7 protein-coding genes and 2 pseudogenes are annotated in these 13601 nt (G+C 45.2%); 5 read left to right on the top strand and 4 right to left on the bottom strand.

The window, feature by feature from the left end; genetic code table 11:
* Positions 1-248 precede the first annotated feature (248 nt).
* Positions 249-651: pseudogene (locus CEC48_RS04475) on the bottom strand (transposase).
* Positions 652-715: 64 nt separating this feature from the next.
* Between CEC48_RS04475 and CEC48_RS31755 the strand changes: the two are divergent.
* Positions 716-833: pseudogene (locus CEC48_RS31755) on the top strand (IS5/IS1182 family transposase); the annotation flags it as partial.
* 134 nt (positions 834-967) lie between these two features.
* Here CEC48_RS31755 and CEC48_RS04470 read toward each other — a convergent pair.
* A complete protein-coding gene (locus CEC48_RS04470) occupies positions 968-1678 on the bottom strand; it encodes a hypothetical protein (RefSeq protein ID WP_088422656.1) in 711 nt (236 codons plus the stop codon).
* Between the two features lie 390 nt (positions 1679-2068).
* Between CEC48_RS04470 and dndB the strand changes: the two genes are divergently transcribed.
* From dndB to dndE, 4 genes are read left to right on the top strand one after another with little or no spacing between them, the layout of a single operon-like run.
* Complete coding sequence (gene dndB / locus CEC48_RS04465; protein WP_088422655.1) at positions 2069-3154, top strand: DNA sulfur modification protein DndB; 1086 nt, start codon at positions 2069-2071, stop codon at positions 3152-3154.
* Complete coding sequence (gene dndC / locus CEC48_RS04460; protein ID WP_088422654.1) at positions 3151-4788, top strand: DNA phosphorothioation system sulfurtransferase DndC; 1638 nt, start codon at positions 3151-3153, stop codon at positions 4786-4788. The genes dndB and dndC overlap by 4 nt, the downstream gene beginning before the upstream one ends.
* A complete protein-coding gene (gene dndD / locus CEC48_RS04455) occupies positions 4778-6778 on the top strand; it encodes a DNA sulfur modification protein DndD (RefSeq protein WP_088422653.1) in 2001 nt (666 codons plus the stop codon). The genes dndC and dndD overlap by 11 nt, the downstream gene beginning before the upstream one ends.
* On the top strand, positions 6768-7115 hold the full coding sequence (gene dndE, locus CEC48_RS04450; protein ID WP_088422652.1) for a DNA sulfur modification protein DndE: 348 nt from the start codon (positions 6768-6770) through the stop codon (positions 7113-7115). The genes dndD and dndE overlap by 11 nt, the downstream gene beginning before the upstream one ends.
* Positions 7116-7207: 92 nt before the next feature.
* Here the strand turns inward: dndE and dptH are convergent, their stop codons facing one another.
* Together dptH and dptG are read right to left on the bottom strand one after the other, a co-directional pair.
* Positions 7208-12307, bottom strand: coding sequence for a DNA phosphorothioation-dependent restriction protein DptH (gene dptH, locus CEC48_RS04445; RefSeq protein WP_088422765.1), 5100 nt, complete (start codon positions 12305-12307; stop codon positions 7208-7210).
* Entirely contained in the window at positions 12288-13586 is a 1299-nt protein-coding gene (dptG, locus tag CEC48_RS04440) for a DNA phosphorothioation-dependent restriction protein DptG (protein ID WP_218192524.1), read from the bottom strand. Before dptG ends, dptH begins: the two co-directional genes overlap by 20 nt.
* Positions 13587-13601: the final 15 nt, after the last annotated feature.

Raw genomic sequence — 13601 nt, 5'->3', positions numbered from 1 at the left:
GTCAAGCCTGCTTTTTGAAACTCTTTCAACCAACAATTTAGTTTCACGCGCAGACAGAAAGGCGTAGAGCGAACCTGAGAACCTTTCTTGTTATAGGACTCTTGCGACACCTAGGGATGGTCTGAAGTAGCCATGTGTTTCTGGCTGACTTCGGCCACCGCCGTTTCTGAAAGTGGCGAGTCGATCCAAAACGCTGAGATCACTCACTCATTCCTGTCTTTTTAGCCGCTGCGAGCACCTCGAAGCGACTATTCCCCGCATTGCAGGCGCACCTCTCCTGCATCGCTCAGTAAATGTCGGCGAGCCATCCACAGATTCGACAGTGCAAACAGCATCACCAGCTGTGCCGTGTTCTTGGCCAGGCCACGGAAGCGCGTCTTCACATAACCGAACTGGCGCTTGATCACCCGGAACGGGTGTTCGACCTTCGCCCTTATCTGCGCCTTGGCTTTTTTCGATCTTGCGCTTGGCTTTATACAGGACGCTGCGCTTGCCCAGTTTATGGTAGGTGCTGCGCCGGGCGGCTATCTGCCAGATGACCTGGCGACCTTCATGCTCGGGGCGCTTCTCCACTCCGGTATAACCGGCATCGGCACAGACTACGTTTTCGTCGCCGTGCAGCAGTTTATCGACCTGCGTGACATCTGCCACATTGGCCTGGTGCACACCACGCTATGCACCAGGCCCGATTCATCATCCACACCGATACCGGTAGCGCAACATCGTCGAACCCATGCTTGGCTGGTTGAAAGAAAACCGCAGGATCGTGGCTTGCTTCAACAAGCTTGCGAGGCTATCCCACAATGGTCGCGCTGGCTTGCTCCATGCATTGTTACGACACCGCTTTTTATAATGAACCTGCCCCTGAGAGCTTGCCGATGCCTGTCGGAGCAGTGGAGACTGCCTGCCTGAGACCATGGCTCCTGGCGTTCAATCCCCGCAGCGCGAGACTTGGCTGGAGTCGAGGCTACTTTTTGCCCTTCTTGCGAAATTGCTTGGGCCTGATGAGAGGAGCTTGATTGGCTGTGTTGTTCATATTGAACTCAGCGCCCATAGGCGTGAAGCTGCCCTGGATAACAGTGGTAGTCGCTGACTCGTAGCGCAAAGGTTTTTGTTTGGGAGGCTCGCCTCGCTCGTATACCACCGCAGCTTTTTGGTCTTCCACGTTTGCGTAAATGACCTTGTCATAGGGGAAATCGTCGGCGCTCAGAAAGAAATTCGTCCACTCGATGATTCCAAGCTTCGCAGATAGTTCCGGGGTGATGTAGTCGCTGTAGCAAAGCAAGATCACCTCATCGAAGGTTCCGGAGTTGGCGTACACCTTGTGGTCGTCCAGCTTCTTTACCGCACCCTTGTAGATGTACTTGGCATGGACGTCGATGTCGATTTTCTTGCGTGGGGCAATGGTGTAACTCCCATCGCGCAGGAAGTTTTCAACCTGCTGGCGTGTGATGTCCTTTCCAAACTTTTCGTCGTTGAGGTATGCCTTGTCCTTCTGGTCATCTACAGATGTAATCTCGATTCCGATTCGCTTCTTAGGCTCGCTGGCATCTATCGCGGCATCAGGCCTGTCGATCTGCTTGGGATCGATCACGAAGTGCCCATATAGGTCTCTCAGGAGGCTACTTGCTGCTTCGAGGACGTCTCGTTCGTCCGCGATTTTTTTCTCATTCCCCATGGATAATCATCCTTTATGTGGGTTCTCAAAACGTGTGGAGCACCGCGTGCACATCCTCGGTGATCGCAGAAAGAATGCCCTCTAACTTGGGCACAGTTTGGCTCCTTGACCTGCAAAAAAGGCATAAGCATCTCCCGACGTCCACGCCCTGCCAGGTACGCTGTACCTACGCTCTGCTCAGGGCATTACGTCTTGCTCCCAGAGGCTAACGGTACGCAACTATACCCCCGAGGGGTCCGATGACCGGCAATGGATTGTGGAGGCTTGAGCCCATCTGAGTGCCGTAGCTGTGTGCAGGCTACGTCAAAAATAAAATTATTACGTGAAAAAATGACGAAGCATGGGGTAAAATGGGGCATTAATCTCATCTAGCCCAGGCTTACCCGGAAAATGAAATCGCTCGATGTCGACTATTGCTACTCCTTCCCTGCCGTCAGAGGGATGCAGGCAGGTAGGCCTTTTTACATCGCCACGTGCCCGATGAGAATAATTCCTAAAATCTTCAGCTTTGACGAATCGGAAGTTCCACCTGAGCTGAGAGCCCAGCGCACGCTAAATAAAACACGGATACCAGAGATGGTTAGGTACCTGCTGGAAAATCCCGACGACTATGTGTTCTCGGCCTTAACTGCATCTATTGCGGTAGATATCGCTTTTGAAGAGTATCCAGCGTCGCATAATTTAGGAACATTGCGGGTTCCTATGGATGCACAGATATTGATTAATGACGGGCAACACCGAAGAAAAGCGATAGAGCAAGCACTTCAGGAAAGACCCGAACTTGGTCAGGATAATATTCCTGTAATGTTTTTTGTGGACGAAGGTTTGAAGCGAAGCCAGCAAATGTTCGCTGATCTTAACAAGCACGCCATTAAGCCAAGTCCGTCTCTCTCGACCTTGTATGATCACCGCGACCCGTCATCAGAACTTGCACGGCACCTCGCACGAGCTACCGTACCGTTCATTGGCCTGACAGAAATGGAACGGTCAAGCGTATCAGCGTTATCCAGCAAACTGTTCACTCTAAGCAGTATAAAGCAAGCTACAAGGTCCCTTCTAGGTAAGGGGCCAAAGGATGGATACAGTACTGACGAAGCAGAGCTAGCAGCTACGTACTGGGAAAATCTTTATAAACATATGCCTGATTGGCAAATGGCCATGTCCAAGAGTATTTCTCCTGCTCATTTGAGGCAAGAGTATGTGCATGCACATGCGGTCGGATTGCATGCCTTAGGTCTGTTAGGTAGAAGCCTCATAGCTTATAAGCCGGATACATGGGTAACAGAACTCGAAAAAATCCGCGATGTGGATTGGCGAAAGACAAACCCTGAGTGGCTTCGCAGGACTATGTCGCATGGAAAATTAAGTAAATCCATATCAGCGATTCGGCTGACGTGTAACGCACTTAAAAACATAATTAAAGTTCCTTTGACTGATGAAGAAGTTGAACTTGAGCAGCAGCTACCGGAAAAATGACCAAAATGTTAGCACTCTCACATGATCTCGCAGATTACGAAGAATTCATAAATAATGAGTTAATCGCTGGTAGACCGCTCGCTGAATACGTTTCCGAGGTACAAAGGATTTACTGCCTTGACAACCGACCTTGGATTATTGGATATAGCGGAGGAAAAGACTCGACAGCAGTCGCTACACTAGTGTACTTGGCATTACTCGGACTGCCACCAGAGTTAAGAAAAAAAGATGTATTTCTTGTAACATCTGATACGTTGGTTGAAACACCTGTAGTCGTCGATCTAATCAAAACCAGTATGAAATTGATAGAGCAGTCCGCGCGTCGCGATGGACTTCCAATAACTCAACATACTGTTATGCCAAAGGTAGGCGAAACGTTTTGGGTAAACTTGCTAGGGAAAGGATACCCCGCGCCTAGCCGTAGCTTCCGCTGGTGCACAGAAAGGATGAAAATCAATCCGGTAAGCGAGTTCATCCGGGAAAAAATTAGTCAGTTCGAAGAAGTAATTATCCTTCTAGGGGCAAGAAGTGACGAAAGCTCGTCACGAGCCCAAGTAATAGCAAAACATAGGATAGATGGCTCGAGACTGGCCAGACACACCTCACTTTCGAATGCTTTTATATATACACCTATTGACACATGGAGCACCGAAGAAGTATGGGGTCTACTGCGTGGCGCATTTAAATACTCGTCTAATGACATTGAGGAATGGGAGACACCTTGGGGTGGAAATAACCGTCCTCTTTGGACGCTTTACATGCACTCATCAAGCCAAGGCGAGTGCCCACTAGTAATTGATGAAAGCACACCATCTTGCGGTAACTCTAGATTTGGGTGCTGGACGTGTACTGTAGTATCCAAAGACAGAGCAATGGAAAACCTCATCCAAAATGGTGAAGACTGGATGCTACCGCTGTTGTCTTTCCGTGACGTCCTGGCCAAAACAACTGAGCCTGAGCAAAAAGACACTTACCGTAACTACAAGCGCCGGAATGGCAAGGTTACTTACCAGTATGCGAAAGATGGTGAAGACCTAACAACGGCGCGCAAACATATTCCGGGCCCATACTGGCTAAAATACCGGAAAACCTGGTTGAAAGAGCTTCTTATACTCGAACGGGATCTTAATAAAGATGGCCATGAAATATCTTTGATTACAGAGCCAGAACTGCATGTAATACGTCAGCATTGGCTTAGAGATCCGAACGAGCCGGACTGGGCTGATGAACTACCGAAGATATATCAAGAAGTATACAACCGAAATCTGGCATGGATAGTTGATGACCAGTCACAATTTGATCAACTCGATGCGGCATTACTGAGGGAGGTATCGCTTGAGACAGGGGCGCCTGCCGAGATGGTTATGAAACTGATCGAGCTTGAAGTTTCAATGGAAGGACTTAGTCGACGCCACGGCATATTCGAAAAGATTGAAAGTATCCTTTCCAAAGATTGGGGTTCGCTTGCTGAAATTGAAGAAGATCAAGCCCAGTTGCAAAAAAAGCATGAACGAGATATTCACAAGCTCGATATAGAAAAAATTGAACGTGAATTGCTAGATGTGACAGCACAGCTTCAAGGAGCGGCACAACAGTTGTTGCCGGTCCAGAGGGGGACAAAAAATGATCATTAAGAAGTTGACGGTAGAAAATTTCAGGGTCTTCCAAGGCAAGCACGAAATGGCTTTGGAGCCGATGCCACCTGGAGAAAAGCCAATTATTCTTTTTGGTGGACTTAATGGATCGGGTAAAACGTCAATCCTAACAGCAATTAGATTAGCTCTGTATGGACGGCTAGCATTTGGTGAACTCCATACCACTCAGGATTATATCGAAAAGTTATCATCACTGATTCATAACGGGGAAGGGGATAGCTGTCAAGGGGATTCTGCATCGGTGATGCTAGTGTTCACTTACAATAAAGCCGGGGAGCAATCTGAATTTACTGTAAAGCGCAGTTGGTCCAGAGGTTCGAAGGACGAATTGACCCTTCAGCAGAATGGCGTTGAGCTGAGTGAATTAAACTATGAGCAGTGCCAGGGCTTTTTAAATGAGTTGATCCCGAGCGGTATTGCCGATCTTTTCTTCTTCGACGGTGAAAAGATCGCTGCGTTAGCAGAAGACAAGACCGGGAAAACGTTACAAGCCGCTGTTCGTCGACTACTAGGCTTGGACTTAATTGAAAAGCTTAGGAATGACCTGGTTATATATATAAAACGCCAAGCCACTCGCGGTTCCGAGGCCGATTATAAAAAAGAGTTGTCCGAGCTTGAAGAAAAAAGCTACGGACTTGGTAAAAGTGCTGAGAACTTTCGATATGCCGCTGACCTGGCGAAGATGTCGTTAGGTTTAATGGACAATGAAATCAGAAAACAAGAAGGTAGCCTGGCCGCTCAAGGCGGGGCATTCGCGGCTTCAAAAGCGCAAGAACAATCGAAGGTAGATTTGCTCATAAGGGACAAAGCGCAGTTTGAGCGTTCTATAAGACTAGAACTAGAAGGGACATTCCCTTTCACACTAGCTCCCAATACGATTGCGAGATTGGTTGATCAACTAAACATTGAAGCCCAAATAAAACACACCAACGCTTTCGCTAATCAGTTTTCTGTGTTCATGCGCCAAATTGAAAAGACTAAGAGTTTCGAAACAAGTCAGCAAAAAGCGGAAACCATCAAGATTTTAACTGGGGAGCTTGATGGCTATATTGCAGGTCAGCCTCGTGGTGAGGTGAATTTGGATATATCGGAGCGCGAGCTAGGTGCGCTTACAAATTCCACACACGTTGAGGCGGGGCGCGCTAGGGCACGATTTGAAGAGGCACGAAGTAGCTTGTTCGCAGTAGAGCACGCTTTGGAACAAGCGGCTGCAAACATTGACCGCGCTCCTGATGACGAGCAGTTGCTGGGTGTCGTCCAGTCAATTCGAGAGCTAGATGGAAAACGGCAAATCGCACAGAATGAATATCGGTCTCTCTTAGAAAAAGCTAAAGGAGCCTTAGCAGATCAGTTAGATTGTAGTCGTAAGTTACAACGTTTGCATGACAGCAGGCGATCGCAGCATGACGCTTCTACCGCAGTGCAAAATGCAGAGCGCACGTTAGATATGTTGGATCAATATGCTAAAAATTTGACGCAAGCTCGCGTCGAAAAGTTAGAGCGAAAGTTCGAAGAAGCTTATCATCGACTCGCGCGGAAGAAAAAATTGCAGATTTCAGCCAAGATCAACCCTGAGACATTCGATGTTGAGCTTATCGATGAACAAGGTATTACTATCGACAGAGATAGTCTCTCTGCTGGTGAAAAACAAATATACGCGCTTTCAATTCTTGACGCCTTAGCTAAAAGCTCCGGGCGTGAGCTTCCTGTCATTATTGATACCCCATTGGGTCGTCTCGACTCGCACCATCGTGATACATTGATTGAAAACTACTTTCCTAATGCGAGTCATCAAGTCATCATTTTATCCACCGATACTGAAGTCCATGAACAATACTTCGCGGAGAAGCTAAATTCATCAGTATCACATTCGTTTCGTATAGAGTTTGAAGAATCTAGCAGATCTTCCAAGCTGCAAAACGGCTATTTCTGGAATCAGACTGAAGGAGGAAAGTTTTATGCTGCCTAATAGAATGCAGCTTTCTCTGGATACGGAAGAGCAACTGAAGAAGCTCAAAGCCTATACAGGCATCACGCCGAATGTTGCTGCTCGCATCGCGTTCTTCAGATCAATAGAAGCAGGACACAGATATATACAGGACGAAAAGAAGCTCGATGGGGCACTTGTCTTGGACAAGATAACATGGTTAGGAGAAACAGCAGTAGTTACAGAGTTAGTACTGAGGCTACACTATTCAAATTTTGACCCCAAACAAATGGCAAAAGCTTGGGCCGCCCATGTGCATGACGGGGTAGCGTCACTGCGGAATCATCGCAGTTTGAAAGATTTTGTTAGCGCAATTTAACGCCAAACCGAAAAGTCCGTCCCTACATCACAGCGGGATTTCCCGCCGTGATGTAACATGCTCAAGCGATAGCCGAAGTCCTAATATTAAATCTATAGCTCCCAGAAAGCTCGATCCCGCATCTTTACAATTTTTTTGTCACCATCAACATAAAGACTATAGTGCTTCTCCAATTTTCTTATTTCTTCCATTAATTTTTCTTGATCCGCTTTATCATCTTTATTGAATAACGCTTTTACTTCTGAATTTTTTATTTCCGCAACTCGATGAATAACCCAAGTCAAAATATATGACGCGTAGTTATTCTCGCCAGTCTTAAAGTGGGTAATTTCTTGAGTTGATAATATTACTCCTACACCGTACTCACGACCTTCCTTCAGTATTTTTCGCAAGCTTTGAAAGTCCTCTTTCATGAAGTTATCCGCTTCATCTACAAGGATCATTTTGGTTAGTTGACGCAAATTACCAACAACCCTCGGCTTTCCCTGCTTCTGCATTTGAACGTAAAACAAGTCTAACGTCAAAGCCACAACGAGGTTTTGAATTTGGGGAGAGTACCCCGCCAACTCGATAACTGTTACGCCTCTGAGCATTTCATAAAGCGGAGTAACCATTTTTGGATCTGATTCGAATATCTCATACGTAGCTAAGCTATCCAGCGCCGCATATAAAGAGTCTTCTTCTATTTTGTCTTGGGCGAGAAAAAGTTTCCAAACCGCAAATATAGTGGGGCAAGGGAGCGTCCAACTTTTGGGGTCGGAGACGCTAATACCAGCACGCTCATACGCCTCTAGAATCAGTTTGCGAAGCCGAAACTGTTGTTTTTGTCCAAGCCCAAATGCCTTGGCCATAGTTTCTGCAAAACCAGTTGCTGTATGCACCGGTAACATTGGCATGTTTCCGTAAAGGCTAAGCGGATTATAAGGTAGCCTGTGAAGCTTCATACAGCTTACATTATTAGAAGCTATGAATTCTGGGTCGACGTAATCTGATTTATAGTCAAAAATCAGTAAACCAATCGGCGCACCACCCACATTAGACATTTCGTTCCTGATGAGCTGAGTTACCAGAGACTTAGTAAACTGCGTCTTCCCAGTACCCATAGTGCCGATAATCCCAGTATTGGTATTCATGAACTTATCGGTATTGGTTGGCTCCCAAAATAATGGTGCACCGTGCAGGGCTTCATGGCCAAACAAAACTTGAAGAGGCCCTACAATTGGCACACTTAATTGATGGTCGCAGTCTATTTGCTCAGATTTTTTCTTAACAAAACTGTCCTCAGTCTCGGAACGTTGGTAGTGCTGACTGTGAACAGAGCTAACTGATTCGTCTAGGCTCAAATTGGCCACTGAGGCTGACTTGCTCATTAAGCCCATAGACTTCACGAGAACGTATTCTTGCGGTACGTGGCACGATTCAACCAAAGCATCGAGACCAGCATTACTATCCGCCGCAATCAATGTCGGCAACAATGCATAAGGAAGTTCGATTTGCAAGATATCTGGATCACGCATTTTGTAGCTAGGTCCAAAACAGCAATCGCTATCCACATGCGCAAGGACAAATCCCTCGGGGTAATGAGATAAATTTTTGATAGCGTAATCGCCTTTTAGCCATTTTTGACGAGCCGCGAGCAATTTTTCAGCTTTTTCGTCAACTAGTACCTGGTATAGCCTAAACTTTTCAAGCTGAATAAAAATCTGACGGACAAACAGCGAGCGATACATCTTTCCAGCAAGAGTGTCAGGGCCAAGCACATCATCTACAAGATATCGCTTTAACTCAGCTGCTTGTTTAGCAGCATATTCATAATCCGGGTGAGCACCCGTTTTCACTTCAAGTGGCAGAAGATAAAGAGCATCATCATGTAACCCCACAAATAATACATCATCAGAGATTGCGCCCTTTTTGTAACCTTGCAATTTCCTTGAAAAATCCCCCTCTGACATCTTTAGACCAACATTACCGGACACCCGAATCATCTCCGCTACCGACAGCGGTACCCAGCAGATATCGGATTTTCGCAGAATCGCGTTAACAAACTTATAGGCGCCAATGATCCCGTGCTTTTCTTTTCGATCTTTTGCTGGAGCCGTCAGCATTTTTAACAACCACTCACCATTAAATGCATTAAATTCGGAAAGCAGCCTATCGCTAACCACGCTACTATCCGCTTTGATCAGTCTTTGAAATAGCTCGATTTGCTTCGTAACGGTTATTGCGTCATATCCAGCACTACTAGTGTATTGGTCAGAATAGTGAATCAAGACCACATCTTTCTGGCTAGTAAAGAAATCTAGCGTCACTTTTGGATCGATTATAGTGGTCCACAAAGCACTATCGTACGAGCGTATAAGAAGCTCTTTAAAATCAGGGCTAACCGCCAAACCAATACCAGTGCCTAAGTACTGTGCATTGGGGTGTCGAGAAGGCTTCCATAGCATTCCAATCAGCCTAGCGAACCTCAAACTTTGCACGTCCGAGGTGTCAACATCGCGCAGCCCAAAAGCTGTAAAATAGCTTTGACCTTTTGTCTCCGCTGCTTCGCCAGATATCAAGCCGCCGCACAATACACCGCTAAGCTGGTTGTCTATATTCACATCTTGTTTATCAACTGGAACATCATTTTTAAAAAAAGCAAGATGTGCATATTCAAGCGTAGTATCGGAGGTAGGTGAAGGGAACTTACTATACGTTAATCGGCCCCTGACATAGTCGATTAAGGTATCTACATCGGCGCGAAGCTGACCACTTTTGAGCCCGAGCAGCTCTTGGGCTTTATCATAAGTTCCCGCTTCAGCAAAGAGATCGAATTGATTTTGAAGCACATCTTGATCATAAAAATTAACATGAAGCCAACTCTTATTGTGAAGCAAGTCCTCTTTGAAAAAATCAATTATCCCCAAGAATAACTCTTTAGCCTGACCTTGATTTATCGCGTTAACAATCAGCGTGCTGCTCCGACCACCCTCGAACAACCTTGTGTAGGCCTTGGTAAACTCGGTAAGTTTGTCCTTAACAAGCCGTCGTACGTATTGACTGCTTCCTTTACGCTGAGGGATCAAATCTATCCAAAACTGATTCTCCCTTACTGGCACCAAGTTCGCGTAGTCAGCATCACTATGGTATATATATGGCAACAACCCAGAAGCTACGAGACGCTCTGTCGTGACCTCCGGTAGTTCAAAAAATGAGAAGCTACCTTTTTTATCCCTCTCCAGCAAAATCTCATGTACCAATTGTAAATGGTAAACTAGCGTAAGAGGGTGAATAGGCGACAACCGTTCTTTGTCTTCATGCACGTGAAGACCGATCTGAAGAAGCATTCGATCTTCAATCGAAAGTACTTGATTCAACCGAATGGCCGTCAACGCATCTTCGTACGCATCAAGCAAGGCTTGCACTATCTCACAATACTCAGGGCCCCAAGCACATAGACTAGGAAGTGTTTTGTATTGGTCATAGTAATCAAATAGTCTAACGTAGCCGCCATGAAGCTCTGGATGCGAATACTGGAGGTCATCTATGTGTAATGAATTATCAGAAAGTTTGTTAAGCTTTCGATTGTCAACCAAGTATGCTTCAAACTCTATAAGTTGATGCCTTACACCTACAAGTGTGTGTTCCGAATTATCTAAAATTACCCGACGCTTTGCTCGATTATACTCCGCGTTACCGTCGTCTCTAAATAGCTTGTTATATCGTTCCCGATCAAATAATAAAGGGGTTACCAGGCCAGTATTTGCGCTTGCACCCTCAATATTTATAAATATTTTATGACCTGAACTTTCCAACCAAAACTGAATTATATCGCTTTGGTTCGCGACAGCGTTAAAGTCAACCGTTCCATAAACGTTCCAGTCGACAACATCTTGTGAGCCGGTTAAAGTCCAGATATTCGAAATGGATGGACCAATTGATAGCTTGTTCTCCTCTAGCTGAAGAGTAAGGATTGGCTTAGTAGGCTCAAGTTTGAAACAAGTTTTAAACCTATTAAGCTCAAATAAACCTTCCTCTACTAACAGACATCTCACTTTATACTCTTCTGCCTTGTTAGTCCGATTGAGTTCAATACTAAAGAAAGAAATTTTTTGCTGGGGGAACACCTTAATCCTAGCTGATGCTCCTCCTGCAATAGATTTAACATCAATTTTGTGGTCGATAATGCCGTGCCGACTAACTACTCTTATATCAGACGCCTGAAGCTCACTTCCGGAAAAGTCTAAACTGATCAGTACATCCGTAGCACCTGGCACGTAATGCATAAGTAAGCTTATTTCTCGCTGGCCAGCTTTTGTCATGCTCTTAGTTCGGGGCTCAGCAGTAGCTCGTTCCACCTTAATGTCTGCAAGGACAAGTTTCGGAGTTTTGTTTGAACGTATCTCGGTAGAGAAGGCCTCGAAATTTAAAGACTGCCAATCCTTAGCATCTTCAAAATGGGCCTTAATAAATTTAGGGCTAAACTTAGTTAGCACACCATCAAGTTGATCTCGATAATTGGCAACACAAAACTCTATCTCTCGACGTAGCGACCTATTTTCGTCGAGCCTCCGTTTGATCTGAGGAGTTTGCTCCCTCATTTGGAGAATGATAGGATCCTTAAACAGACCAAGTTCCTCAAACTCAAGCACACCTCCAGAAAGAGATTTGTACAACGAGGCAAAACCAAAAATCGTTGCTCCGTCTTCAACTATCACTCGTAGTTGATCTTCTAATAAACAAACGAACAGAGAGGCATGCGCTACTGCTTTGTCAACTAGAAGGTATAATTCATCTTGGAAAAACTTTGGGTGCCATATTGCACCTTCAGCCGCTACATCACTAGCACTATTAATTAGCGTATCCAGCATACTATTATGAACATATAAAAGCGCACTACCCTTGAATACCCCGCCTTGACCTGCAACTTGATCACGCAGATGTGATATATAGTTCTCGGTAAACCCAACTTCTGACACACCCTGCATAACAAAAATTAAGCGGACACCATTAACCTCTATATAACTCAACTTCTGTCCATTAAACATCATACTTTTTTCAGACGAAAAAACCATAAACGCTTCGTACAACTTAAAAGAATTTTTGTCGTCTGAGGACTTAAATTGATAACGAGAGCCTGGCTGCATATCCTTACTAATCGACTTAAGCAGGCACTCTACCATAAAGTTTTCATATGGTTTTGCGGACATAAACTGCGTCTCCACTATCGCTCATCCTTTCGATGTTCCCCATACGTTCGTAAAAGGAAACGAGCACTTGCTGTGATTGGCTATCAAGATAGAAACCTCTGGATCTAAACTCATCTATCAGCTCGTGCAGTCTCAACTTATCACGCAAGCCAATTGATAAATTTGTTAATAATACCAATTGATCTTGATTCAGTACTAGCACACGCCCTGCCCTACCTCTGGACTGTATGAATTCAGCTCCGATCTGGTCCTCAAGTGCGATCATGTATTTTTTATTTACGTCCGAGCGCTTTGTCTTCTCGTCGCGGAATTGACCAACCGCGACCTTTTCAAGTTGCGTGAAAGCCTCTTCGACAGTTGTTGATGGTGCCTGCTTAGGTAGTACACGCAGCTCTATGAACGCCGACAGGTAGTTATTCAAATCTGTTAGCAGCTGGACGTGATCAGAATAACTATTACATTCATCATAAACCTGCCATAGAGGACGCTTCGACCCTTGAAGCTGGAGAACTTCCAAAGCGGAAAGTATAGGAAACAAATACTCAGAAGCTTTTGAAAACATCTTATAACCGTGGTTTTGTACCATTGAACGTTCAGCACTGGCTTTTTCAGAGTCTAGAATAAAATAAAGCTTTCGGCTAACTGGACAGCCTTCTTTCCAAGCTCGAATATTCAACGCAAGCTGACTGCAATAGGAAAACGCATATAACTTTAAAGCGTCTTCAAGGTGTTCGAGTAAATACGTGGGATGCCCAGACAAAAAACTAATATCGAGTTTAAATTTCTCTGCTAGGTAAGGGAGATACGGCCGTTCCTCAGCGAAAAGCACTTCTGCGGCAGGTTTTAACCGGGCTGACAATACATTTAATATTTCAACCTCCAAAAAATTAAGCTTTTGAGGGAGTTCGCTTTCTGTTTTTTGGTCGCCCAGAAGGCTCGCAAAAAGCGCACCCATTCTCCAGTTCGACGCCCCTAAAGTAGCCTTGCCGCTCCCGTTGTACTGGGCTTTAAAGAGAAGGAATAATGGTGATATTTTCAAAACGTCATTAGTAGAAAAGTACATTCTTTCAAGCACAGCCAAAAAACCATGATCATGACTTCCGAGCAGCTCCGACATATGCTTCTCACATTCCGAGCGAAAGTCCTCGATACTATAGTTTTTAATTTGCAATCTTAAAATATAGCTCAAGATGAGCCCGGTGATAACACCCCAGTCAAATTCATTACCTTTACTTCGTATAGGAAAATAGCTATCAAGCTTATTATCATCTGCGGGCACGATACTTTCTGGTAT

Origin of the sequence: Pseudomonas sp. K2I15, from assembly GCF_002204795.1 — a bacterium.
GTDB lineage: Bacteria > Pseudomonadota > Gammaproteobacteria > Pseudomonadales > Pseudomonadaceae > Aquipseudomonas.
Note: the sequence above shows the minus strand (reverse complement) of the source record. Positions and strands in the feature narration are given on the sequence as shown.